Annotated in this window: 19 protein-coding genes and 1 pseudogene; 5 read left to right on the forward strand and 15 right to left on the reverse strand. The window is 50.2% G+C overall.

The genetic code is table 11. The annotated features are described in order from the left end of the window. Positions 1-33: 33 nt before the first annotated feature. Positions 34-252, forward strand: a complete 219-nt coding sequence (locus ACTHSA_RS06680) for a YdcH family protein (RefSeq protein ID WP_003746288.1) — start codon at positions 34-36, stop codon at positions 250-252. 232 nt (positions 253-484) lie between these two features. Beyond that, positions 485-2,830 carry a FepA family TonB-dependent siderophore receptor gene (locus tag ACTHSA_RS06685; RefSeq protein ID WP_049336815.1) on the forward strand — a complete coding sequence of 782 codons (2,346 nt, stop codon included), beginning with the start codon at positions 485-487 and terminating at the stop codon, positions 2,828-2,830. Positions 2,831-3,007: 177 nt separating this feature from the next. On the opposite strand, the gene ACTHSA_RS06690 is transcribed toward ACTHSA_RS06685, so the two are convergent. The 4 genes from ACTHSA_RS06690 to ACTHSA_RS06705 all read right to left on the reverse strand — a co-directional run bounded on the left by ACTHSA_RS06690 (position 3,008) and on the right by ACTHSA_RS06705 (position 5,941). Beyond that, a complete protein-coding gene (locus tag ACTHSA_RS06690; RefSeq protein WP_070588404.1) occupies positions 3,008-3,670 on the reverse strand; it encodes an NAD(P)H-dependent oxidoreductase in 663 nt (220 codons plus the stop codon). Positions 3,671-3,915: 245 nt separating this feature from the next. Further along, positions 3,916-5,313 (reverse strand): aspartate ammonia-lyase, encoded by a 1,398-nt coding sequence (gene aspA, locus ACTHSA_RS06695; protein ID WP_049336813.1) that lies wholly within the window; start codon positions 5,311-5,313, stop codon positions 3,916-3,918. 89 nt (positions 5,314-5,402) lie between these two features. Beyond that, a complete protein-coding gene (locus tag ACTHSA_RS06700; RefSeq protein WP_004519993.1) occupies positions 5,403-5,603 on the reverse strand; it encodes a hypothetical protein in 201 nt (66 codons plus the stop codon). A 191-nt stretch (positions 5,604-5,794) separates the two neighbouring features. After that, positions 5,795-5,941, reverse strand: coding sequence for a hypothetical protein (locus ACTHSA_RS06705; RefSeq protein WP_049336812.1), 147 nt, complete (start codon positions 5,939-5,941; stop codon positions 5,795-5,797). Positions 5,942-6,238: 297 nt separating this feature from the next. Between ACTHSA_RS06705 and ACTHSA_RS06710 the strand changes: the two genes are divergently transcribed. The 3 genes from ACTHSA_RS06710 to ACTHSA_RS06720 all read left to right on the forward strand — a co-directional run bounded on the left by ACTHSA_RS06710 (position 6,239) and on the right by ACTHSA_RS06720 (position 11,201). Beyond that, a complete protein-coding gene (locus ACTHSA_RS06710) occupies positions 6,239-6,931 on the forward strand; it encodes a VIT1/CCC1 transporter family protein (RefSeq protein ID WP_440378842.1) in 693 nt (230 codons plus the stop codon). Positions 6,932-7,062: 131 nt separating this feature from the next. Next, positions 7,063-10,467, forward strand: coding sequence for a transcription-repair coupling factor (gene mfd / locus ACTHSA_RS06715; protein ID WP_440378843.1), 3,405 nt, complete (start codon positions 7,063-7,065; stop codon positions 10,465-10,467). A 269-nt stretch (positions 10,468-10,736) separates the two neighbouring features. Then, complete coding sequence (locus ACTHSA_RS06720; protein ID WP_049336811.1) at positions 10,737-11,201, forward strand: hypothetical protein; 465 nt, start codon at positions 10,737-10,739, stop codon at positions 11,199-11,201. A gap of 208 nt (positions 11,202-11,409) precedes the next feature. On the opposite strand, the gene ACTHSA_RS06725 is transcribed toward ACTHSA_RS06720, so the two are convergent. The 11 genes and pseudogenes from ACTHSA_RS06725 to msbA form a co-directional block, all read right to left on the reverse strand. After that, positions 11,410-11,712 (reverse strand): ArsR/SmtB family transcription factor, encoded by a 303-nt coding sequence (locus ACTHSA_RS06725; protein ID WP_049336810.1) that lies wholly within the window; start codon positions 11,710-11,712, stop codon positions 11,410-11,412. Between the two features lie 79 nt (positions 11,713-11,791). Further along, positions 11,792-12,313 (reverse strand): rhodanese-like domain-containing protein, encoded by a 522-nt coding sequence (locus tag ACTHSA_RS06730; protein WP_049336809.1) that lies wholly within the window; start codon positions 12,311-12,313, stop codon positions 11,792-11,794. A 12-nt stretch (positions 12,314-12,325) separates the two neighbouring features. Then, complete coding sequence (locus tag ACTHSA_RS06735) at positions 12,326-12,520, reverse strand: YgaP family membrane protein (RefSeq protein WP_003746314.1); 195 nt, start codon at positions 12,518-12,520, stop codon at positions 12,326-12,328. 445 nt (positions 12,521-12,965) lie between these two features. Next, complete coding sequence (locus ACTHSA_RS06740) at positions 12,966-15,062, reverse strand: TonB-dependent receptor plug domain-containing protein (protein WP_049344199.1); 2,097 nt, start codon at positions 15,060-15,062, stop codon at positions 12,966-12,968. 311 nt (positions 15,063-15,373) lie between these two features. Next, a complete protein-coding gene (gene cls, locus ACTHSA_RS06745) occupies positions 15,374-16,867 on the reverse strand; it encodes a cardiolipin synthase (RefSeq protein ID WP_070504698.1) in 1,494 nt (497 codons plus the stop codon). A 144-nt stretch (positions 16,868-17,011) separates the two neighbouring features. Further along, positions 17,012-18,073, reverse strand: a complete 1,062-nt coding sequence (hemE, locus tag ACTHSA_RS06750) for a uroporphyrinogen decarboxylase (RefSeq protein WP_070504695.1) — start codon at positions 18,071-18,073, stop codon at positions 17,012-17,014. Between the two features lie 135 nt (positions 18,074-18,208). After that, on the reverse strand, positions 18,209-19,432 hold the full coding sequence (locus tag ACTHSA_RS06755; protein WP_070695663.1) for a heme biosynthesis protein HemY: 1,224 nt from the start codon (positions 19,430-19,432) through the stop codon (positions 18,209-18,211). After that, the gene (locus ACTHSA_RS06760; protein ID WP_224783372.1) at positions 19,429-20,700 is read right to left on the reverse strand and encodes a uroporphyrinogen-III C-methyltransferase; all 1,272 of its coding nucleotides are present in this window, start codon (positions 20,698-20,700) and stop codon (positions 19,429-19,431) included. The genes ACTHSA_RS06755 and ACTHSA_RS06760 overlap by 4 nt, the downstream gene beginning before the upstream one ends. 213 nt (positions 20,701-20,913) lie before the next feature. Next, a pseudogene (locus ACTHSA_RS06765) lies at positions 20,914-21,552 on the reverse strand (uroporphyrinogen-III synthase); the annotation flags it as partial. A gap of 72 nt (positions 21,553-21,624) precedes the next feature. After that, positions 21,625-22,401, reverse strand: a complete 777-nt coding sequence (locus tag ACTHSA_RS06770; RefSeq protein WP_003746329.1) for a ferredoxin--NADP reductase — start codon at positions 22,399-22,401, stop codon at positions 21,625-21,627. Positions 22,402-22,486: 85 nt separating this feature from the next. Continuing rightward, positions 22,487-24,253, reverse strand: coding sequence for a lipid A export permease/ATP-binding protein MsbA (gene msbA, locus ACTHSA_RS06775; protein ID WP_004519977.1), 1,767 nt, complete (start codon positions 24,251-24,253; stop codon positions 22,487-22,489). Between the last annotated feature and the right edge of the window lie 57 nt (positions 24,254-24,310).

Genomic DNA, 24,310 nt, shown 5'->3' on the forward strand with positions numbered 1-24,310 from the left:
TTTTTTATTTAATTAACAAGAGAGGAAAACAAAATGTTTCCAGAATATCGCGATCTGATTTCTAAACTGAAACAAGAGGATGCACACTTTGCCCGTTTGTTTGAGGAGCACAACGAGCTGGACGATAAAATTACCGGTTTGGTGAATAACGTGGTAACCAGCGGCGCCGAAGAAATCGAGGAGCTGAAAAAAGCCAAACTCAAACTCAAAGACGAATTGTATGCCCTTTTGCAAAAAGCAGCAGGCAAATAATTAAAATTTGAATAAGGCCGTCTGAACGGTATGATGGAAATCTCAGATTCCCTTTCATGCCGGTTTAGACGGCCTTTTTAATTATTAGGCATTTGGTTATTTTTATTGGCTTAATTTAACGAATAATTGTAAATCACTCTTAATTGCATTGAAAACTCTGTTAAGTTTATTTAAAATCTCGAATAATTTTTATTTTGATTTTTAACAAACAAAGTTAAAGAGAAACGATGCAATGAAAACATTCACACTCGCCATTTTGCCTTTGGCGTTAATTAGTGCATTCTCACACGCAGCTGAAGAGAAAGCAGTTGAGCAGGCTGAAGTCGATACCGTTTACGTTACTGCCGAGAAGCAGTTGCAGCAATCGCTCGGCGTATCGCGTATTTCGAAAGACGACATTGACAAGCGTCCGGCCGTCAACGATATTTCCGAATTTGTCCGCACCATGCCGGGCGTCAACCTGACCGGCAATACAGCGACGGGTCAGCGTGGCAACAAACGCCAAATCGACTTGCGCGGTATGGGCCCTGAAAACACATTGATTCTGATTGACGGCAAGCCTGTGAACTCGCGCCAATCCGAGCGTATCAGTATGCGCGGCGAACGCAATACGCGCGGCGACAGCAACTGGGTGCCGGTTGAAGAAATTGAATCCATCACCGTTTTGCGCGGTCCGGCGGCAACGCGTTATGGCTCGGGTGCGATGGGCGGCGTGGTCAACATTGTCACCAAAAAAGTACCGAAAGAATTCAAAGGATCAGTGAACTATTACACTAACCAGCCGCAAGACAGCAAGGAAGGGGCAACCAACCGTGTCGGCTTCAACCTTGGCGGGCCGATTATCCAAGACGTATTGGGCTTCCGTATCTACGGCAATTTCAACAAAACCGATGCCGATTCCACAGACATTAACCGCGATTCTATCACCACTGTTACTACGAAAAACGGCCCGATACGGGAACGCGGACGTGTCGTTGTGCCTGCCGGACAAACCCGCACTGTTACCAACACCACCTATGGAGCGGCAGGGGTGGAAGGTGTGAAGAATAAAGACATAGCCGGCCGCCTACAATGGAAAATCAGTCCGTCACAAACCCTGATTTTAGACAGCAGCTACAGCCGTCAGGGCAATATCTACAACGGCGATTCGCAAAATTCCAATGCTGCCAATACACGGACCGTCATTACAGATACTGCCACAGGCGTGGTGATTTCCGACACCGATTCGACCCTGCGCGAAATTTACCGGAGCGGCATTAAGGAAACCGCTCGCCTCTACCGTTCCTCCTACGCCCTGACCCATGACGGCGCGTGGGACTGGGGCGACACCAAAAACGTATTGAGCTACGAACGCACCACCAACAGCCACCTGCCCGAAGGTTTGGCAGGCGGGCCTGAGGGCAGCTATGTCGGCACGGAATACGTCCAAAGCCGTCTGAAAAACCTGCGTTTCAGCAGCGAGGCCAACATACCGTTCAAACTCGGCGTAGAAAACGTACTGACCGTCGGTGCGGAATTTACCGACAGCAAACTGGACGATCCCTCATCCAACCGCCAAGGCTTTACCGACCAAGGCCAAACATCGACCTTCCCGGGCGTTTCCGCCATACGTGGCGGCAAAACATCGCAGCAGAACAAGGCAATCTATGTCGAAGACAATATTTCGCTGACCCCGTCCACCAAACTGATACCGTCCCTGCGCTACGACCACAACAGCAAAAGCGGCGGCAACTGGAGTCCCGCGCTCAACTTCTCCCAGCAGATCGGCGCAAACTGGCTGGTCAAAGGCGGCATCGCGCGCGCCTACAAAGCCCCCAACCTGTACCAAAGCAACCCCGAATTCATCCTGTACACGCGCGGTAACGGCTGCCCCGTGGAATTGGGCAGCGACCCACACTGCTACTTTATGGGCAATGCCAACCTAAAACCCGAAACCAGCGTCAATAAGGAAATCGGCATCGAATTCGAAAAAAACGGCTGGCAGGCCTCGGCAACCTACTTCCACAATGCCTACCGCAACAAAATCATCACCGGCACGGAAATCATAGCCCGCAGCAGCACCAGCTCAGGCATCCTCTACCAATGGGACAACTCACCGAGGGCGACTGTTTCCGGCCTGGAGGGCAACCTCGTCATCCCCCTGCACAACACGCTGAAATGGAGCAACAACTTCACCTACATGCAGAAATCGGAAGACTACAAAGGCAACCCCCTGTCGCTGATTCCGAAGTTCACTATCAACAGCACGCTGGCCTGGACGCCGAACGAACGCTTTGACGCCAACCTGACCTTCACCCAATACGGCCGCACCAAACCGCGTTCGGTCGCCATCAACAACATCGAACAAAGCGGCAGCGGCGGCAGCGGAGAAACCCTGGCTTCAGCCCGCAACCAAACCGTTTTGGGCGGATACAGCATCTGGGGCATCAACGCCGGTTACAACTGGAACAAACGCGTGGCCGTGCGCGGCGGCATCAGCAATCTGTTCGACAAAAAACTGTACCGCACCGGCAACGGCGCGCAGACCTACAACGAGCATGGCCGTGCCTTCTACGGCAGTTTGAAAGTATCGTTTTAAGTAGAAGCGTATTAAATCAGGCCGTCTGAAACGGTGTGAAATGAAATCTAGGATTTCTGACACATGGTTTCAGACGGCCTTCTGATTTTAAATTTAGAAGTATTTGTTGTTACGGAATTTGCTTCTCTTTTTGGAAAAGTAAAAGGGCGGTTTTGCCGCCCTGAGAATACAAACTACTTATTCGACCCAAGTCACCATTTCATCAATCGGCTTGCGTGATTTTTTAGTGATTTCTTTGGCGCGATAGCCGAATGTTGCCGCTACGGATACGCCCCATTCGTTGGCATCAAACAGGCCTTCTGCTGCCAATACTTCGTTCATTTTGTCGTAGTTGAAGCCTTCGATTGGGCAGGAATCGATGCCGATGGCCGCTGCACCTGTAAGCATATTGGCCAAAGCAATATAGGTCTGCTTGCCGCTCCAGTCAAAGAGTGCGCGTTGGTCGTCGGCAATTTTAATGTCGGTTTCTTGGAAGCTTTTGTATCTTGCCAATGCTTTTTCCAGTTGCTCTCCTTGCAGGCCCCTGCGTTCGGCAACACTGCGGAAGAACGGGGTATCGTAACGGGCATTTTTCTTGGCAAGGATAATCACCAGATGGCTGCAGTCATCCAGTTGCGATTGCATCCCCCAGCTGAAAGGCTTGATTTTCTCACACAGGGCTTTGTTTTGAATCACCAAGAATTTCCATGGCTCGGAGCCGACGGAGCTTGGGGAGAGGCGGGCAAATTCTAGAATCGCTGCAAAATCTTCTTGGCTGATTTTTTTGTTGGGATCGTAATAACGGGTGGAGCAGCGATTTTCGAATACTTGCAGCATTTGTTCGCGTGTAATTTGATTCATCTGGTTTTCCTAATAAATGAAGATGTTATTCCAATATCCGGTTCCTTTTGAGGCATCATTACCGGCATAACCTTAAGGAGGAAACAGGCTGGGGCAACACCATGTTAAATCAAACCTGACGGTCAGGCTATCTTTTAATTCTGAATTTCGCAAAAAAAATTCGATAAATATCAATATCAATACGAAAAGGCCGTCTGAAACTTTAAACGTTAAAGTTTCAGACGGCCTTTGATTTCAAATCCTAATTACAGATGAGGATTAATCAGGTTTTCTGGAGAGAGGATGCGGTTGAGCTCTTCTTCGCTCAACAGGCCGCGCTCCAGTACGACTTCGCGCACGCCTTTGCCGGTTTGGGCGCAGATTTTTCCGACCAAGTCGCCATTGCGGTGGCCGATGTATGGGTTCAGATAAGTGACCAAACCGATGGAGTTGAAGACGTAGTGTTCGCAGATTTCGCGGTTGACCGTAATGCCTTTGACGCATTTGTCGGACAGGTTGACCGCGGCATTGCCCAAGAGGGAAATAGTTTCAAACATACATTGGGCGATGACCGGCTCCATAACGTTCAGCTGCAACTGACCTGCTTCGGCTGCGAAAGTGATGGTGGTGTCGTTGCCGATGACTTTGAAGCAGACTTGGTTGACGACTTCGGGAATCACGGGATTGACTTTGGCAGGCATAATGGAAGAACCGGCCTGCAATTCAGGCAGGTTGATTTCTTTCAAACCAGCGCGCGGACCGGAAGAGAGCAGGCGCAAGTCGTTACAGATTTTAGACAGTTTGACGGCTGTGCGTTTCAATGCGCCGTGTACCATCACATATGCGCCGCAGTCGGAGGTCGCTTCGATCAGGTTTTCAGTCAGTTTGCAAGGCAGGCCGCTGACTTCGGAGAGTTTCTCAACAACCAAAGCCGCATAGCCTTTAGGCGTATTCACGCCGGTACCGATGGCTGTGGCGCCGAGGTTGACTTCAAGCAGTAGGGAGCGGGTACGGTCGAGGTTGAGGATTTCTTCTTCCAACAACACTTGGAAAGATTGAAACTCTTGTCCGGCAGTCATCGGCACGGCATCTTGAAGCTGGGTGCGGCCCATTTTCAAAACATCTTTAAACTCTTCGGCTTTTGCGGCAAAAGAGTTTTTCAAGATGGCCAGTTTGTCGAGCAATTCGCCGATGCTGTAATACACGGCAAGGCGGAAGCCGGTAGGGTAGGCGTCGTTGGTGGATTGGCTGGCGTTAACATGGTCCATCGGATTGACGATGTCGTAGTGGCCTTTTTCGTGACCCAAGACTTCTAATGCGAGGTTGGCAATGACTTCGTTGGTATTCATGTTGACCGAAGTACCGGCGCCGCCTTGATAAACGTCGGACGGGAATTGGTCGAGGCAGCGGCCTTTGACCAATACTTCATCGCAGGCTTTTTCGATGGCGGCCGCGATTTCCGGCTTGATGGCACCCAATGCGCCGTTGGCTTGCGCGGTGGCTTTTTTAACCATGACCATGCTGCGGACAAATTGCGGTACGTCGGAAATTTTTTGCGTGGAAATTTTAAAGTTTTCAATGGCGCGCAAAGTATGGATGCCCCAATATACTTCAGCAGGGATCTCGCGGTCGCCCAATAAATCGTGTTCGATTCGTACAGTCATTTCTCTTACCTTCTCGTATAGTTGTGTTGGTGTGCGTTATGCGTTTGGAACATTAGCCCAGTTTGGCAAGATTGTCCAGTCGGTAAGGCTTAATCGTCAGGGTGAAGGCGCGCTGCTTCGCGTTCCTTGGCAACCGTATCTTTGTCTTTCAGCTTCGCACCCAGGCCCAACATTTTTTCATATTCGGATTGTGGCGTTCCGTCATCCTGCATACCGAACGCGCTGGCGTTGACCCAGAGGGCGAGCAGGGAAACGATAATGGCGAAAAAGCTGACGATATACCAAAACATTTTTTTCTTCCTTGTGTGTCTGCGTGTGCAGATTGTTGTGGTTTGTAAAGATGTGAATGTAGCACAAACGCGGTTGGGTTTAAATTCTTCTCCCGCATCCTTTCATTGATTTACCTGTAATTGTTTAGAAAGGAAAAGGCCGTCTGAAAAGTAAGACTTTTCAGACGGCCTTGGGGGCTTTGTCGGGAAGATTAGCCGCCGCATGCGCCGCAGCAACCGCCTTCGCCATGACCGCCGCGTTTTTCTTCGTTGTTGATAACGGGCAGCTCGGTTTCTTCGGTTTGCTCTTTTTTATCTTCAGGCAAATCGTTTACTTTGATTTTGTTTTCTTCGGCCATGATACATCCTTTCAATGGATTGAGGAGTGGAAAGATTCATAAAGATAGCATCTTTAAACGAATAAACCAAGCAGCACAAAACTGCCTTGTGATAATGCCATGACTTGGAACAATAAATTTGCTTGTAAAAGCGTTAAGGCCGTCTGAAAAAATCCAAAGAGGAGTGTTGGTTTTATGGTTTGAAATGGCAGCAGAAAGATTTAAGAATGCTTGATTTGAAGGGATAAACTGACATTGATTTCAAAAAACAATACAATGTTATCATCATCTGGAAACAGCCAATTTATCGGAGCATATATGTATTCACACCACAGCGAACGCCATTTCAGCGACCGCAACAACTGGCTTCGGGCAAGCGTATTGGGTGCCAATGACGGCCTGATTTCCACTGCCTCGCTGTTGACGGGCGTAGCCGCTGCCGCGCCTGATTTCCAAACCCTGCTGTTGACGGGCGTTTCGGCGCTTATCGGGGGCGCAGTATCAATGGCGGCGGGGGAGTACGTTTCTGTGTCCAGCCAATCGGATACGGAAAAAGCCGATTTACACAAAGAGCGTTTTGAGTTGGCAAATAATCCTGATGCGGAGTTGGAAGAGCTGACGGAAATTTACCGCCTCCGCGGTTTGTCCGATGCGCTTGCCGCAGAGGTGGCCAAAGCCTTGATGGAACACGATGCGCTCGCCGCCCACGCGCGTGACGAAATCGGCGTTACCGAAGCTTCTTCCGCCCGTCCCATGCAGGCTGCGCTGGCTTCTGCCGCTTCATTTTGTGCCGGCGCGATTTTGCCGTTACTGGTCGCATTGACAGCTTCTAGCGCCATTGTTCCGGCCTTGGCAGTTTCCACTTTGTGCGGACTGGCAGGACTAGGCTATGTCTCCGCCAAACTCGGTGGCGCGCCTGTTGTTCCCGCCGTTTTGCGCGTGTGCCTATGGGGCGTTGCGGCATTGGTGATAACCGGATTTATTGGAAAACTGGCCGGCGTGGCCGTCTGAATGTAAGGGCTTATATTCTTTTAAACCTGTATCCAGTAAAATTGAAAATCTATTTGATCGCTAAAGGCCGTCTGAAAATTTTTCAGACGGCCTATGGTGCTTGTATTTACTTACTTACAAACTGTTTTGTCATGACCTATCCGATTCCCAAACCTCGTGAAAAATCCCGTTGGCTCAATCTGTCTCAAGGCTCGCTGCCCTTGGCTTTGGCGCGTTATCTGCCGCATAAGCAGCTCAAGGTTGTCTTGACCCAAGATGCGGAACAGGCGCTACGCCTTCAGACGGCCTGGCTGTTTTTCCGTCCGCACGATACGGCGGTATTCCTGCCGGACTGGGAAACGCTGCCTTACGAGCGTTTTTCACCGCATCAGGATTTGGTGTCGGAGCGCTTGTCAGCATTGTGGCAGATTAAAAGCGGCACTGCGGATGTGTTGTTCGTACCGGTTGCCACGGCGATGCAGAAGCTGCCACCCGTGCCGTTTCTGGCAGGGCGTACGTTTTGGCTGAAAACAGGGCAGACTTTGGATATAGGCCGTCTGAAAAGTGATTTGGTGGATGCAGGTTATAACCATGTTTCCCATGTTGTCGCGGCAGGCGAGTTTGCCGTGCGCGGCGGTATAGTCGATTTGTTCCCGATGGGCAGCGAAATACCGTACCGCATCGATTTGTTTGACGATGAAATCGACAGCATTAAAACCTTCGATACTGAAACGCAACGCACCATTTCCCCCGTTTCCGAAATCCGCCTGCTACCGGCGCACGAGTTTCCCACCGACAGCGAGGCGCAAAAGATTTTCCGCAGCCGCTTTCGTGAGGAAGTCGATGGCAATCCGAACGATGCCGCTGTGTACAAAGCCGTCAGCAACGGCCACTTCGGCGCGGGCGTGGAATATTATCTGCCGCTGTTTTTTGAAAACGAGCTGGAAACGCTGTTTGACTATATCGGCGAAGATGCGCTGTTTGTCTCTTTGGGCGATGTTCATGCCGAGGCAAACCGTTTTTGGAGCGACGTCAAATCGCGTTACGCCATGGCACAGGGCGATGAAACATATCCGCCTTTGCTTCCACAGCATTTGTATCTCTCTTCTGATGTCTTTGCAGGCCATCTGAAAAACTACGGACAAGTGCTGCCCGATGTTTCCGGCAAGGAACACACCCTGCCCGACCTTGCCGTCAACCGCCAATCCGACGAGCCGTTGCAGGCATTGAAGGATTTTCAGACGGCCTTTGAAGGACGGATTTTGCTGTGTGCCGAAAGTCTGGGACGGCGCGAAACCATGCTCGGTTTCTTGCAGCAAAACGGCTTAAAAGTCAAAAGTGTATCCGACTGGCAGGGCTTTTTGTCGGCACATGAGCCGCTGATGATTACAGTGGCGCCGTTGGCTTACGGGTTTAAATTAGAAGATCAAAACATCGCGGTCATTACCGAATCCGATCTTTATCAATATGTTGCCCGCTCACGCAAACATCATCGTAAGAAACACGCCGCCGTTTCAGACGGCCTGTTGCGCGACCTTGCCGAAATCAATATCGGCGATCCTGTTGTACACGAAGAACACGGCATCGGGCGCTATATGGGCTTGGTCACAATGGACTTGGGCGATGAAACCAACGAAATGATGTTGCTCGAATACGCGGGCGAAGCGCAGCTTTATGTGCCTGTTTCGCAGCTGCATTTAATCAGCCGCTACTCCGGTCAGGCGCATGAAAACGTTACTTTGCACAAGCTCGGCAGCGGCGCGTGGAACAAAGCAAAACGCAAAGCTGCCGAAAAAGCGCGCGATACCGCCGCCGAGTTGCTCAATCTCTACGCCCAACGCGCTGCCCAATCGGGATACAAGTTTGAAATCAACGAGATGGACTATCAGGCGTTTGCCGACGGTTTCGGCTATGAAGAAACCGAAGACCAGGCCGCCGCCATTGCCGCCGTGATTAAAGATTTGACGCAGGCGAAACCTATGGATCGCCTCGTGTGCGGCGATGTCGGCTTCGGCAAAACCGAGGTCGCCCTGCGCGCCGCGTTTGTGGCGGTAATGGGCGGCAAACAGGTCGCCGTACTTGCCCCGACCACGCTTCTGGTCGAGCAGCACGCGCAAAACTTCGCCGACCGCTTCGCCGATTTCCCCGTGAAAGTCGCCAGCCTTTCGCGTTTCAACAACAGCAAAGCCACCAAAGCCGCGCTGGAAGGCATGGCGGACGGTACGGTCGATATCGTTATCGGCACGCACAAATTGGTGCAGGACGACATCAAATTCAAAAATTTAGGTTTAGTGATTATCGATGAAGAACACCGCTTCGGCGTGCGCCAAAAAGAGCAGCTCAAACGCCTGCGCGCCAATGTCGATATCCTCACCATGACCGCCACGCCAATTCCGCGCACCCTCAGCATGGCGCTCGAAGGTCTGCGCGACTTCTCGCTGATTACCACCGCACCCAGCCGCCGCCTCGCCGTCAAAACCTTTGTCAAACCCTTCAGCGAAGGCAGCGTGCGCGAAGCCGTGTTGCGCGAACTCAAACGCGGAGGACAAGTGTTTTTCCTGCACAACGAAGTGGATACCATCGAAAACATGCGCGAGCGGCTGGAAACCCTGCTACCCGAAGCCCGCATCGGCGTGGCGCACGGACAACTGCGCGAGCGCGAGCTGGAGCAAGTCATGCGCGACTTTTTGCAGCAAAGATTCAACGTGTTACTCTGTTCCACCATCATCGAAACCGGTATCGACATCCCCAACGCCAACACCATCATCATCAACCGCGCCGATAAATTCGGGCTGGCGCAACTGCATCAGCTTCGCGGGCGCGTCGGCCGCAGCCATCACCAAGCCTACGCCTACCTGCTCACGCCCGAATACATCACCAAAGACGCAGAAAAACGCCTCGACGCCATCGCGGCGGCAGACGAACTCGGCGCAGGTTTCACCCTCGCCATGCAGGATTTGGAAATCCGCGGCGCCGGCGAAATCCTCGGCGAAGGGCAGTCCGGCGAAATGATACAGGTCGGCTTCACACTCTATACCGAAATGCTCAAACAAGCCGTGCGCGACCTCAAAAAAGGCCGCCAGCCCGACCTCGACGCGCCGCTGGGCATCACCACCGAAATCAAACTGCACAGCCCCGCCCTGCTGCCCGAAAGCTACTGCCCCGACATCCACGAACGGCTCGTCCTCTACAAACGCCTTGCCGTCTGCGAAACCGTGCAGCAAATCAACGCCATACACGAAGAACTCGTCGACCGCTTCGGCCTGCCCGAACAACCCGTCAAAACCCTCATCGAAAGCCACCACTTACGGCTTGCGGCAAAAGAATTAGGCATTGATGCCATTGATGCGACCAGCGAAGCGGTAACGGTAACCTTTGGTAAAAATAACAATGTCGATCCAACCGAAATCATCCTGCTGATTCAAAAAGATAAAAAATACCGCCTTGCCGGAGCCGATAAGCTGCGATTTACCGCAGAGATGGAAAATATCGAAGTGCGGATTAATACGGTGAAGAACGTATTGAAGACTTTGAAAGACAGGGCGATAGCAAAGTAGAGGCTAGTGAAAAAAGGTCGTCTGAAATGATTTTTCAGCTTTCAGACGACCCTTTATAAAGACGATATGGAATATAAAAGCAATTAATCTTGTCAAATCTTTTAACCGCGTGCGTCCCAAACGTTCACTATAAATAGACTTCATGTAGGCTATGACTTGCTTAAACGCTCCGTCATCGCAATTTATTGTTATTTCAACGATAATATCGGGTTACAATCTAACATTTAGATTAAATTTATTCAGACAAACAATTATTTGGAGACAATAAAATGCTAGATGAAAAAAATAAGCTAATTTTTCAAACTTGTTTATTGCTGGTTCGTCATATTACAAATTTAGTTGAACACGAAAAGAGTACAGGAGTACGAATAGGTTACCATAGCCGAATATTCGATTCTTTATTACACCCACAAGAGTATTTTATTTCTTTAGGGAAATCAGAAAAATTATTAGATGGGGTTCAGGGTCGTATTGAGCACGTTGTCCCTTGTGCGTATATAGTTGAAAAGCTTGAAGAGTTAATTAAGGAGCAAAAATATACACAAGAAGAATTGGCGCATGCATTACAGAAAAATTGGAAGGTGGCACATATTACGAAAGAAGAAGCAAAGTTTATGGACTTCAATTTAAAACTCAAATCCACCATGCCAAAAGATTGGGATTTTATGACAGGAAGGCCTGAAATTAGATTGGAAGCAGCAGGAATCAGATTAGTCCCTAACAATCCACATTAAACAACACACGCTCATATTTACGTTGTTTATTTCAAGTGGCACACGATAGCAAGCCATAGCCTGCATTAAACCTGTAGGCAGGGTGTGTGCGGTACGCACGCGAGCTTTAAGTGTAAATATAGAAGCAGTATAAAAAGGTCATCTGAAAATAAATACAATAAAGGCCGTCTGAAAAATTTTCAGACGGCCTTCCTATTCCGGCAATATTTCAAGATTTTTCTGCGCAGAAAAAGGAATACAGCAACTGTATCATCTTGGTTACCCTCGGGTCGGCAATGTAATATTGCCGTTCCCGATGGTTCACTTCAAACGATACCAAACCGGCTTCACGCAGTAGGGCTAATTGGCTGGACATTGCCGCTTGTGGCAGTCCGGATGATTCAGCCAACTCGGTTACATTGTGCGGCCTTTCATGTAGTTTGCACAATACGGCGAGGCGGTTGGGATTGGCCAGTAGTTTGAGAAAAGCGGTGGCTTCTTCGTAGGGTGGTTGATTGTCGGCAGTGGTCATTTTTCACGCTTGTCGGCAAATGAGGAGGTCGAATTATCAGTCATAATAGTCTTAGCAGCAACTTTCAGACGGCCTTTGCTTAATGATTCCATGGCATTTTGGCCAGCAGGCGTGCCATGCCGCAGAATCCGGTTAACCCCGCCGTTAACAGGCCTGCACCGACCATTACGTCTATCAGATAAAACCAAGGCGATACCAGCCAACCTGCCAGCACGCCCAACAGAATCAAACTGCCCGCAATGGTTTGCACCTGCCGCATGATGTCCGGTGCGGCACGGTCGGCAACAGTAGGAAGCCCTGCAGCCTTCCATGCCTGTAAGCCGCCTTCTAGAATATAGCATTCTCGACCTTGGCCAAGCACTGACAATATTGTTTCTGCCCGTGTTGTACGTTTGCCGCTCAGGCAATAAAAAATCAGGCATGGGGCTGTATCATCGGGCAGTTTGTCTCGCTGCTGTTCAGGCGGAAGGGATAATGCACCGCCAATATGCCCGCCCCGATATTCGGCTTGGCTTCGGATATCGACTGCCAACGCGTCCTCACGGATTTTTGCCGTAGCTTCGGAAGGCGTGATTCGCGGGAGTTGTCCGACCGTACTCATGTTTTGTCTTCGTTATTTTTTGTTGATGCGGCAGGTGTTGATGCCCAATAAGCTGTACAGTGCGCAGTTGCCAATCAGTGCTGTGCCCAGAGGGACGATGCCCAGCCAACCCCACCAGCCAATTTGTCCGGTAGCGGCTGCAGCAATCAGCGCTACGCCGATAACAATACGGATTACGCGATCCAAAGTACCCAAGTTTCGTTTCATTTTATTGCTCCTTGTTTCAGAATGAATTGTCTATCAATAAATATATATAACAAAAATCATATATGAGAAATATTATAGCTTTAAAGATGACTTTGTCAAATGGTTTACAGTAAAAGTGTAATGAATATTTGGATTGTATTTTTAAACTCCAACGTCATGGTTAAATGTAAAAATACAGCCTTATATTTTCAGACGGCACTGGAGATGATCTATATAATATTTTATTTATATTGGAAGAATTGGTAGTCAGTTTTCAGAAGGAATCAAATCATGACCGATTTGGAAAAGAAGCCCAATGGAGAAGATTTGAAGACTGGATAATCCGTTGTGTAACTAGAAAGGGAGAGGAGATACTTTAAAATCAAATTGTCTACGAATTATAAAAGGCCGTCTGAAAACTGAATTTCAGACGGCCTTTGGTTTCTTTATAACGTCGTTCGTATCATCAGAAACGATAGTTCACGCCCAAGGCAAACTCGCGGCCGCGTTCGTAGAAGGGCATGCGTCCGTTGCCGTCAGGGAAGCGTTGGCTGTGCGAACGGTATTGCTTGTTGCCGATGTTGTTGACGGCGAAGTTGACGTTCAGGTTGTCTTTTTTCAGCGGCTGCCAGTTGGCGTAGATGTCGTGTACGCCGTAGCCTGATTTCTTGCCGTGTATCGTGCCTTGTCCGCGGGCGACGTCGGTGTATTTCACGCTTTGGGCGTAGCGGCCGCGCCAGCCGATTTCGAGTTTGGGGTTTTCAAACTGATAAGACAGACCGGTCAGCCATTGGCGGCCGGTGTTCCAGAAGGTGAACGAGCTTTCGTGGTCTTCCGCTTGAATCGGGCTTTCGCCGTAGTACATTTCGCCGTTCAGACGGGGTTTGACGTAGGACACGCCGGCGCGCGCGGTCAGACCGCCCCAGCGGTAGGATGCGTCAAGTTCGTAGCCGTAGGTTTTGAGCGTGCCGCCGTTGTAAATCTTGCCGCGTTCGGTGATGGAGGCGGTGTTGTTGTTGATTTTTGCCCAACGGTAGACGATGAGGTCTTTGATGCGTTGGTGGAACACGCTGCCGCTGACGTTGAAGTTATCGTTGCGCCATTTGAAGCCGAGTTCGGCACGGCGGGCGGTTTCGGCTTTGAGGTTGCTGTCCAAATCGGCGGCGGCGCCTGCGCGTTCGTTAGCCAACAGGGCTTCGTTCAGGCGGGGCGCGCGGCTTGCCTGATTGAGGTTTGCCAAGAGCGAGAAGTTGTCGTTGATGTCCCAAATCGCGCCGATGCTGGGGTTGAGCTGGCCGTGGGACGCGCTTTGTCTGCTGGCGGCGTTGTATTTGAAATGGTCGTAACGCAGGCCGGTGGTCAGGGTAACGGGGTGCAGGTTCCAGATACCTTCCGCGTACACGCCGTATTCGGATTTCTTCTCTTTGTCGCGGTCATACAGGCCGAGAATCTTCAGCCACGCGCCTTTGTCGGACGGCTCGGAGGTTTCGTGGCGGTAGTTGACGCCGTATTTCACCATGTGTCCGTCGCCGAAAGAGCTGGCGAGGTTCAGATTCGCGCCGGTTGCTTTGATTTTGCTTAACTCAAGCTGGCCAATGGGAACGCCGCCTTGCGCCGTGCCGGAAGCTTGGGCTTTTGGAGAAGGAGCGCCTTTAGGCGGTTTGGTGTCGTCGGTGTTGATTTGGAAGACATTGGCGTCGATTTTGTCGATGAAGCCGACGTTGCGGCCACGGTATTCCAGATTGTAGGTCTGCTCTTTTTGATAAGTGCCGTCCACGCCGACGTAGCTGTCAACGTTTTGGAACTCGGCTTTATCGGTGCGGTTGCCTTTTTGGTATTCCTGACGGTAGGTCAGGCGGATGCCGTGGTCGTCGTTGAAGTCGTAGCCGATTTTGGCGAGGTAGCTGTGCTGTTTCAGACGACTGCCGTGGTTGACATTGCCGTTGCCGTCTTTGTAGTCGCGGTTGTTGAGGAAGTTGCCTGCAAACAGGGCATCGAAGCCGTTTTGATAGCCGTAAACCGCCGCGTTGCCGGTTGAGCCTTTATTGCTGCTCAAGCCCGCGCCGAGTTTGAAACCGAAAGGTTTGCCGTCGGTCAGCAGGTCTTTCGCGTCAACCGTCGTCACGCGGATGGTACCGCCGACCGCGCCCAAGCCCGCGCTCGCCGCGCCCGTGCCTTTTTCGACGTTGATGCTTTTCACCAAAGCAGGGTCAAGCTGGAAGCGGCTTTGGTGGTGGAAAATTTTGGTGGATTGGCTGGTGCCGTCCACTTCCAGATTAATTTTGTCCTCGCCGACGCCGCGGATGCTGTAAAACTGCGCCACGCCGTTGCCACCGCCGACATCCATACCGATTTGGTCTTTCATGACTTGTTTCAAATCGGTCGAAGTCTCGCGGTCAAGCTGGTTGCGGGTAACGCGGGTCGGTACGGCGGTACCGGTAACCTTAATTTCATTCAGTTCGGCAGTTTCTGCGGGGTGCGTATTTTCGGCATGGGCGAAGCCTGTTGATAGTGCGAGTGTAATGAGACTAAGGCGGAATACAGGAAAAGAGGTTTTATTCATGATTTTTCCCAAGGAATAAAAAATTGACCGCTTATTCTAATTATTTTAATAATGATTATCAAACTACAAATAAATGTAAAAGAACATATTAGTCTCATTTTGATTTGTAGTTTGAATATTTTTATAAATATCAATCGGTTTATTTATGGTTAAATTTTGTAAAACTATTTTAAGAGAAAATATAGTGAGGCTTACTTTTTTGAAACTGAAGAAAAGGGATGAGTTGAATATTTATCGATGATCAATATTGTGTATAGGTGTTTTAAAAGGCCGTCTGAACAGTGCTTTCAGACGGCCTCACTACTTCTTTTTTACAGCAAAGGACTCATCAGGCGGACGGCATTTTCTACGAGGCCGCGGAGTTTGGAGCGTTGTTGCCATGATTTGATGGCAATGTAGCTGCTGTTTTTGAGGTAGTCACGTTGGAGGTTGCAGATTTGTTTGGTGGTGTCGCGATCGTAGATGGCGAGGCTGATTTCTAGGTTGAGGAAGAAACTGCGCATGTCCATGTTGACCGTACCGAAGAGGGAGTAGTCTTCGTCAATAGTCATGGTTTTGGCATGTAGAAGACCACCTTCAAACATGGCGATTTTGACGCCGGCTTCCAGCAGCATAGGGTAGTAGGCGCGTGAGGCGTAGCGTACCATCAGTGAATCGACTTTGGCGGGCAGTATCAGGGTTACTTTGACGCCGCGTTTGGCGGCGACGGTTAATGCCATGAGAAGCGGCTCGTCAGGGACGAAGTAGGGGGTGGTAATTGTGATTTGTTTGGTAGCGGCATAGATGGCGCTGATGATGGTTTCGTAGATGACGAAGCTGCTTTGCTCGGGGGCGGAGGGAATGATTTGGGCAACAATATTGCCTTGCTGCATTTTTTCGGGAAGGATTTGGGGCAGCAGGTTTTTTGCTTGGTTGAGGTATGTTTGTACGTTTTGGAGGTTTTTATCGGTTTCGACGGCAAGGTCGGCGAAGAAGACGGCTGACAGCTCCAGTACCATAGGCCCTGTGCAACGCATCATGGCATCTATCCATTCGCCGACGCCTGAGTTTTGTTTGAAGTAGCGCGGATCGACGAGGTTGAAGCTGCCGGTGTAACCGATTTTGCTGTCGATAACGAGGATTTTACGGTGGTTGCGCAGGTCGGTGCGCGTGAATAACGTACGCCAAATGCCGACAGGCAATGAGGTATGTACTTCAACGCCTGCTTGGCGCAGTATCTCTACCCAATCGCTTTCAAGAAAGCTCCTGCTGCCGACGGCATCGGCCAATATGGAGCAGTCTACGCCTCTGGCTTTGGCGGCAAGGATTTCATTTAGAATTTCTTCGATGCGGCCTTTGGGTTCGATAATGTAAAAGGCCAACAGGCAGGAATGGGCTGCGGCGCGTATGTCGGCAAGCATGCTGTCGATGATTGCATCGGTGGTCGAGAGCAGGCTCATGGCGTTGCCTTTGGTTGCGCCCAGCCCCGTTCCTTTTTCGGCAACTTTACTGATGCCGTGGTAACGTGATTTGACTTGGTCGGCAATGTCGAGATAGATATCGGCTAGATGGGTGGCGGCAAAGTTGCGGTAGAAGCGGTTCATTTCGCCGGTACGTTTGGCGCGGGCTGTGCCGAGACGAGGCTCGCCGATAAGGATGTAGGCGATGGTTCCGAATACGGGGAAAAGGAATAGGATAATCAGCCAGGCGAAGGTTGAGCCGATGTTTTTTTGTTTATACAACACGCGCAGCATGCAGACGAGTGCGGCGCAGGTGTGGGCGAAGATGAAAATTTCGGTCCAGGTGATGTCTTTTAAAAAATTCATATTCGGTAGCGGGAGTGGATGTGTTTTAAGTTTGAAGGTGTCAGCTGATAAGCTTCAGATATTAAGTATATAGAAAAACCGTCTGAAAACAAATTTACACGATAATTGTGTTTTTGTTTTCAGACGGCCTTTGCGTTGTTTCCATTAACGGTGATACTGACGGGACAGTTCGTGTACGGTATCGACCAAAATTTTGGCGTGTTCCGGGTCGGCGTGTTGATTGATGCCGTGTCCGAGGTTAAATACATGGCCGCTGCCGTTGCCGTAGTCGGCAAGGATGCGTGCGACTTCGGTGCGGATAGATTCCGGTGTGCCGAAGAGGGCAAACGGGTCGAAGTTGCCTTGCAGGGCAACTTGTTCGCCGACGCGACGGCGTGCTTCGCCGATGTTGTATGTCCAGTCCAAGCCCAATGCATCTGCACCGATTTCTGCCATGCTTTCCAGCCATAAGCCGCCGCCTTTGGCAAATACGATAACAGGCACGCGGCGACCTTCGCTTTCGCGTTTGAGTCCGGCAACGATTTGTCGGATGTATTTCAGGCTAAACTCTTTAAACGCTGCATCGCTCAACACGCCGCCCCAAGTGTCGAAAATTTGTACGGCTTGTGCGCCGGCATCGATTTGGGCGTTGAGATAAGCGGTAACGGCTTGGGCATTGGTGTCGAGGATTTTATGCAGCAAATCAGGACGCGAATACATCATGGTTTTAATGGTGCGGAATTCTTTGCTGCTGCCGCCTTCAACCATGTAGCAGGCGAGTGTGAACGGGCTGCCGGAGAAGCCGATGAGCGGAACTCGGCCGTCCAGTGCTTTACGGATGGAAGTTACGGCATCAAAGACGTATTGCAGTTTTTCCATGTCGGGAACTTGCAGTTTTGCAATGTCGGCTTCGTGTTGCAAGGCGCGTTCAAATTTCGGGCCTTCGCCTTCGGCAAAATACAGGCCCAAACCCATGGCATCGGGAACGGTCAGAATATCGGAAAACAGAATTGCTGCGTCCAGATCAAAACGTTCTAAAGGCTGGATGGTAACTTCGGTTGCCAGCTCGGTGTTTTTGCACAAATCGAGAAAGCTGCCTGCGCGTGCGCGTGTGGCTTTGTATTCAGGCAGATAGCGTCCAGCTTGGCGCATCATCCAGATGGGAGTGTATTCGACAGGTTGTTTGAGCAGGGCGCGGAGGAAAGTGTCGTTTTTCAGAGCAGTCATGATAAATAGGCTTTCTGATTTGGTATGTTGGACAAAGTTCAGACGGCCTTAGATATGTATAGAGGCTGTCTGAAATGATTAAATGGTTGGTTTTGTTGTAGATTTCATATTGTCGCTTAATGCGAAATCAGCACATCAATTTGGTTGAGGAAGGGCTGCCGGATGTTCTTCTTCGGCCACGCTTTCCAAAACTAGATTGCGTTGTTCTTGCGCTTTTTGCGGTTGATCGGTTTCATCAAACACGCGAGCCAAGACCAAATGTGCGGATACGCTGGGTTGCAGGGCGATACTGGCTTCGAGGTAGCCCTGGGCTTTGCCCCAAAGTTTTCGGCCGTAGGCCAGTTGGCCAAGATACATCAACAGCAGTGCATTGTCGGGTTGTTCCTGTAACCAAGAGTCTGCTAAGTCGATGGCTTTTTGTTGCTCGCGCTCGCTTAGGAAACGCACGGATTCGACAAATGCCTCCAAAAGCTCGGGCTGGCGGGTTTGCAGATAATGGGTTTTAACCCATTTGACTGCATCGGCATACAAACCCAAACGCTCGTATTTTTCGGCAATCGCGACGCACAATTCGCCAGACTTCACACTTTCGGGAATCTGTTTCAAACAGGCTTTCAGACGGCCTGCATCGGTTACTTCGCTCAAGAGGCGGCGATATGCCCAGTTTTGATACTGTTCGGCTTCGTAATCGTTGATGGCGCCGGCTTTGACCAGTTTTTCCGCTTTTGCCAAGACATCTGAAGCATCGCCGTGATCAAAGGCATAACGTAATTGCAGACGCACCAAGCGGCTCAAGTTGCCGTTGATTTTTGCTGCGGCTTCAAGGTTTTGTGCGGCAGTCGGATAATCGCGGCGGCTCAGTGCAGATTCGGCCAGCAAAAGATGACGGGAAAGCTGTTGTTTTTGTGGCAGGTGTTCGATTTCGTGTAGGTAGCGGTCGCGCAATTCGAAGTTTTCCATTTGGTCGGCTGCGTGCGCGCCCAACATCAAAGCCAGGGTGCGGTTGTCGCCGGCTTCTTTGTTTTGCAAGACTTTGGCAGCTTCTTGTTCGGCTTTTTCAAAACGACCTTCAAAATATGCCAGACCTGCGCTGTTCAAAGAGGCAGAAGCCTGACGGCCTTTGCGGGCAATGCCGAAGCGTTGCATACGCGCCGGAAGGTTCAAGAGGCCGAACACGAATTTAACCAGGAAATACAAAACGAATACGCTCAATAGCAGGCCTAAAACAAAGGCATGCAGATTGATACGTAGCATGGTTTGCTCAACCACGACATACACGTTACCTGTATAAATGCCGGAAGCCAACGCTAAACCAACGGCGGCTGCAAACAGAATGACAATCCAAACGACGGTTTTCATGCTTGCTCTCCTTTAATTTTGGCAGCAGGCTTGGTTTGGTTTTGTGGTTTGGCAGCTTCGGCGGCCGGTTCTTTTTTGTTTTCAGACGGCAAAGCAGGTGCTTCCAGAGATTGAGGTGCAGAAGCGGCAGTGGGTGCAGCAGTTGTGGCTTGTTCGGTAGCTGCAGCCGGAGCGGAAGCGGTTTTCTCGGTAGCTTGGGTTTGTGCAGCTTCTTCGGTCGTCATTTGTGTACGCGAACCTTCTTGATAAGCGCGAACGGCGCTCAAGCTGGCTTTCAAGCTGTCGTCTGAGATCATGCGGACATCAAGGGCTTTGAGTTCGGCCAACTCTTTCAACCATGACTGGGTAGCAGGGGATTTGCTGTCGAAGTATTGTTTTACAGTTGCTTCAACGTTGTTCAAATCGCTTTGATACACTTCGCCGTTGTGTTGCAACAGGGCAATGCGCGCATCCAAAAGGCGCAGGCGCAGGTTTTCACGGATGAAGTAGGTTTGATCGGGTGAAATCAACATGGCGTCGTTGCTGTCCAGATGACGGACTTCAACCAAGCCTTTGAGGGCATTGAGGGATTTTTCCCATGTGTTTTCCCACCAAGTTCCTGAATTGGCGGCTTCGACAGGCGCGGCACCTGGTTTCAATACGCCGTCCAAAACCAAAGGCAGGCCTGAAATACCGGTTTCCAAACGGTCGATACGCAAGGCAGTGGCGGAAATATCGACATAAGGACGGTTTTTCAGCGCGGCCAAATCATTGCTGATGGCTTGCTTGATGGGGATAAGCTCAGGCTGTTCAAAACGGCTTAAGCGGCTGTCGATGTGTTCCAATACGCTGACCGCGCCTTGAAGGTTGCCTGACAGCATCAATTGTTGCGAAGCAGTGTTCAACATGGATTCGGCTTCGTCGACCAACCAGTTGATACGACCTTTGAGTAACTCTTGATAAGCTTTCTGCGTTTGCAGGATTTGATCGCTATTGTTTTTTTGACCGTTGTTCAGGCGGTCTAACTCGGCCTGAATAGCGGTTTGGCGGTTGAGGTTGTCTTTTAAAAGGCTGGCGTTTTCAGATTCGCCCAATGCGGCTTTGTCGATTTTTTGGTTGAATTCGAGCTCTTGGTTTTTTAAAACATTTTGACCCTGTACAAACAGGAATCCGCTCGCGCCCAAGCTAAGCAGTGCCAAGACGGTTGCACCTGCAGCCAAGGCTTTGCCGCCAGATTGTTTGATGATAACAGGGGCGTTGTTTTGTGGGAGATTGTTGGACTCGGTCATGCTCGCCTCCACTCGCTGAGGTTGGGTAGGTTTGATTTGTTCAGAAGGCCTGGTGTTTTCAGAACGTTCAGGCGCCGGAGCTGCCGTATTGGCAACTTGTTGGGTATCTTTATTGTCTTCGACTGGGTTCACTGCTTGGCTCCTTTGTGGCATGGATAAAAGTGCAGCGGATAAAGAAGTGACGGTTTCTACATGTTTGGCGCCGACGATGCGAAGCGCATCGGCAATACGCGGATGGTGGGTGAAGTATAGCAAGGATTCGAAGAATCGGGAAAATTGCGGCGGAATCTGATGGAAAAATTCGCGCGCGAGCTCGCCGGATGTGACGTAGGCGGCGGCGATGTCTTCGGTTTTAAAGTTCTGCCAATCGATGGCGTGTGGCCGTCTGAAATAGATTTCGGCGATGTCGATTTGGAAACCCAGTTCGGTCAGTTTATCTGCTAAAAAATCACGGCCTCCATGGCCTCGAATGATTAGAACTCGGGCGTTGGGTGGCAGGTTTTTCCAAATAGGCATTCTCAAGACGGCTTCGCTGTCGTTGCCGTCTTCGGGAGAGAATACGGGATAGGGGGAGAATTGCGCCAAAGTATGTTGGCTGGTTTGGCCGACGGTAATGTGTGCTTTAGGGCCGTCTGAAAAGTTCAGATGCGGCGCTGCGGTTTCAATAGCGGTGGGGCTGACCCAAAACACGACATCGGCTTGCTTAAATTGTTCGGGAAGTTTGTTTAGTGCCGAACGGTCTGCCTCTATTTCGATCGGACTCAATACTTGAGCCTGCCAACCAGCTGCATGGCAGGTTTGGATATCTTGCTGTGGACGGTTGGACGGACGGATGATGAGTAGAGTAGGCATAATGTGGGATAAATTATTAAGGTTTAGGCCGTCTGAAAGAAGGGTTTCAGACGGCCTGCTGCCGGGGATACGTTATTGATCGACGAATGCGCGCTCAATCAGGTAGTCGCCGCGGACACCGGTTTTCGGAGAAACGGTCAGGCCGAATTCGTCCAAGACGTTGCAGGTGTCTTTCAACATAGCAGGGCTGCCGCACAACATGGCGCGGTCGTCTTGCGGATTGATTTTAGGCAGGCCGATGTCTTCGAAGAGTTTGCCGCTGCGCATTAAATCGGTCAGACGGCCATGGTGTACATAGTCTTCGCGTGAAACAATCGGATAGTAAATCAATTTTTCTTTAACCAAGTCGCCCAGGTATTCGTGTTCGGGTAATTCTTTGGTAAAGCGGTCGTAGTATGCCAAGTCTTTTTTGTAGCGTACGCCGTGAACCAAGATGATTTTTTCGAATTGCTCGTAAATTTCAGGGTCTTTGGTAATGCTCAAGAAAGGTGCGATGCCGGTACCGGTGCTCAAGAGGTAGAGGTGTTTGCCCGGATTCAGGTCGCCGGCAACCAATGTACCGGTCGGTTTTTTACTGATGAGGACATCATCACCGACTTTAAGGTGTTGCAGGCGGCTGGTCAATGGGCCGTCTTGTACTTTAATGCTGAAAAATTCCAGATGCTCTTCCCAGTTGGCAGAAGCCACGCTGTATGCGCGCATCAGCGGTTTGCCGTCAACCATCAGGCCGACCATGACGAACTGGCCGTTTTCAAAGCGCAAAGATTCGTCACGGGTGCAGGTGAAAGTGAAGTAAGCGTCGGTCCAGTGGTGTACGGACAAGACTTTCTGGGTGTTGAATGCTGCCATTGATATTTCCTGTCGGATAAGGCCGTCTGAAAAGGATAGGTCGGGGCGGCCAAGGTTAATAAAAAGAATGGAATATGCTGTTCAGCTACTTACTTGCCGGTTTGGCTGATTTTTCGCTGAGGCTGTGCAGGTCGGAATAGCGTCCGCCTGCGTTGATCAATTCATGATGAGTGCCTTGTTCGACTACATTGCCTTCATGCATCACAACGATGTTGTCGGCTTTTTCGATGGTCGAAAGTCGGTGGGCAATCACTAATGTGGTACGGTTTTGCATCAGGTTTTCCAATGCGGTTTGTACCAAACGTTCGGATTCATTATCCAATGCACTGGTGGCTTCGTCCAAAATCAAAATCGGTGCATTTTTCAAAAGCGCACGCGCAATGGCGAGGCGTTGACGTTGGCCGCCAGACAGTTTTAAACCGTTTTCGCCAACTTCAGTGTGCAGGCTTTGCGGCATTTTTTGGATAAATTCCCAAGCATTGGCGGCTTTTGCAGCATTGATAATTTCTTCTTCGCTGAAGTTACCGGCTTGAGCATAGGCAATGTTTTCAGCAATCGTACCATTAAACAGGACAACGTTCTGGCCGACGAAAGCCATGCGGCTGCGTAGGCTTTCGAGTGTATATTCATTGATGTTGATGCCGCTAATCAAAACCTTACCTTCATCCGGATTAAGGAAGCGCGGCAACATATTGGCCAAGGTGGTTTTGCCGCAGCCTGATGCGCCGACCAATGCGGTCACTTTGCCTTGCGGTACAAGCAGGTTGATGTGGTTCAAGCTGTTGCGTTCGGCTTCAGGATAGCGGTGTACAACGTCGCAAAATTCGATATCGCCAGGGTTTGGGCTGAGGATTTGTTTGCCTTCGTTGCTCTCTTCGGGTTGATCCAAAAAGGTGAAGACACTTTCAGCCGCCGCCAAACCGCGTTGAAGGGATTGCATCACGCCGGTCATGCGTTTGATGGGATCAAACATCATGATCATACTGGACAAAAACGACATAAAATCGCCTGCGCTGAAGCCGGAAAGCCCTGCTTGGCGTGCGGCTGCGTAAATAATCGCAGCCAGAGCAACCGAGGCCATTAATTGCGTAATGCCGGTACCGGCAGAGCTGGCGGAAACCTGTTTGAGCAGGTTGCGGCGAACATCATTGGCAATACGGTCGAAGCGGCGGTTTTCATAATCTTGACCGCCGTAGATTTTTACAACGCGTTCACCATTAATGCTTTCGCCCAAGACCTGCATCAGCTGGCCAAGATAAATTTGGTTGTTGGCAGACAGTTTGCGCAGGCGTTTGCTGACTGTTTGGATACATACAGCAACAACCGGCAAGATGATAAAAGTAATCAGGGTCAAACGCCAGTTCAGATAAGTCAGCAAGCCCAATAGGCCGACTACGCTCACGCCGTCTTTAGCAATCACGGTAATGACGTTAAACCCTGCATCGGTAATTTGATTGACGTCGTTCAAGATACGAGACATCAAACGGCCGCCGGTATTGCTGCTGAAATACGAAGTCGGCAGGTGCATCATTTTGTTGAACATTTCACCGCGCAAGCGCTGCACCAAGTGGCTGGACAGATACGTCGTGCAATATTCGTTGATGAAGTTAAACAGGCCGCGAACGAAAAACAGCGCCACAATTGCCAGCGGCAACCATGACATGCTTTTCATGTTTTTATCGACAAAACCTTCATTGATCAAAGGTTTGAGCAAGTAACCGAAAGCCGGCATCGTACCGGCGACAATCAGCATGGCCACTACGGAGACGATAAACATCTTCCAATAGCTTTTCAAATATCCAAGCAAGCGCTTGTATAGCTCCCAGTTGGATGTGGCTTGTGTTGTCTGCATATCAATCCAAATTTAGAGCAAACATGCAATTCTAAACGAAAATATCTGTCATTACAA

This window comes from Neisseria sp. P0008.S002 (genome assembly GCF_051962805.1).
GTDB classification, from domain to species: domain Bacteria; phylum Pseudomonadota; class Gammaproteobacteria; order Burkholderiales; family Neisseriaceae; genus Neisseria; species Neisseria perflava.

Excerpts from the sequence above, each read along its gene's own strand:
- ACTHSA_RS06755 (WP_070695663.1), bottom strand. The coding sequence starts at position 19,432 with ATGAAAACCGTCGTTTGGATTGTCATTCTGTTTGCAGCCGCCGTTGGT.
- ACTHSA_RS06740 (WP_049344199.1), bottom strand. The coding sequence starts at position 15,062 with ATGAATAAAACCTCTTTTCCTGTATTCCGCCTTAGTCTCATTACACTC.
- ACTHSA_RS06735 (WP_003746314.1), bottom strand. The coding sequence starts at position 12,520 with ATGAAACGAAACTTGGGTACTTTGGATCGCGTAATCCGTATTGTTATC.
- ACTHSA_RS06680 (WP_003746288.1), top strand. The coding sequence starts at position 34 with ATGTTTCCAGAATATCGCGATCTGATTTCTAAACTGAAACAAGAGGAT.
- hemE (WP_070504695.1), bottom strand. The coding sequence starts at position 18,073 with ATGACTGCTCTGAAAAACGACACTTTCCTCCGCGCCCTGCTCAAACAA.
- mfd (WP_440378843.1), top strand. The coding sequence starts at position 7,063 with ATGACCTATCCGATTCCCAAACCTCGTGAAAAATCCCGTTGGCTCAAT.
- ACTHSA_RS06690 (WP_070588404.1), bottom strand. The coding sequence starts at position 3,670 with ATGAATCAAATTACACGCGAACAAATGCTGCAAGTATTCGAAAATCGC.
- ACTHSA_RS06720 (WP_049336811.1), top strand. The coding sequence starts at position 10,737 with ATGCTAGATGAAAAAAATAAGCTAATTTTTCAAACTTGTTTATTGCTG.
- ACTHSA_RS06730 (WP_049336809.1), bottom strand. The coding sequence starts at position 12,313 with ATGAGTACGGTCGGACAACTCCCGCGAATCACGCCTTCCGAAGCTACG.
- cls (WP_070504698.1), bottom strand. The coding sequence starts at position 16,867 with ATGAATTTTTTAAAAGACATCACCTGGACCGAAATTTTCATCTTCGCC.
- ACTHSA_RS06685 (WP_049336815.1), top strand. The coding sequence starts at position 485 with ATGAAAACATTCACACTCGCCATTTTGCCTTTGGCGTTAATTAGTGCA.
- ACTHSA_RS06760 (WP_224783372.1), bottom strand. The coding sequence starts at position 20,700 with ATGACCGAGTCCAACAATCTCCCACAAAACAACGCCCCTGTTATCATC.
- ACTHSA_RS06770 (WP_003746329.1), bottom strand. The coding sequence starts at position 22,401 with ATGGCAGCATTCAACACCCAGAAAGTCTTGTCCGTACACCACTGGACC.
- aspA (WP_049336813.1), bottom strand. The coding sequence starts at position 5,313 with ATGACTGTACGAATCGAACACGATTTATTGGGCGACCGCGAGATCCCT.
- msbA (WP_004519977.1), bottom strand. The coding sequence starts at position 24,253 with ATGCAGACAACACAAGCCACATCCAACTGGGAGCTATACAAGCGCTTG.
- ACTHSA_RS06700 (WP_004519993.1), bottom strand. The coding sequence starts at position 5,603 with ATGTTTTGGTATATCGTCAGCTTTTTCGCCATTATCGTTTCCCTGCTC.
- ACTHSA_RS06725 (WP_049336810.1), bottom strand. The coding sequence starts at position 11,712 with ATGACCACTGCCGACAATCAACCACCCTACGAAGAAGCCACCGCTTTT.
- ACTHSA_RS06710 (WP_440378842.1), top strand. The coding sequence starts at position 6,239 with ATGTATTCACACCACAGCGAACGCCATTTCAGCGACCGCAACAACTGG.
- ACTHSA_RS06705 (WP_049336812.1), bottom strand. The coding sequence starts at position 5,941 with ATGGCCGAAGAAAACAAAATCAAAGTAAACGATTTGCCTGAAGATAAA.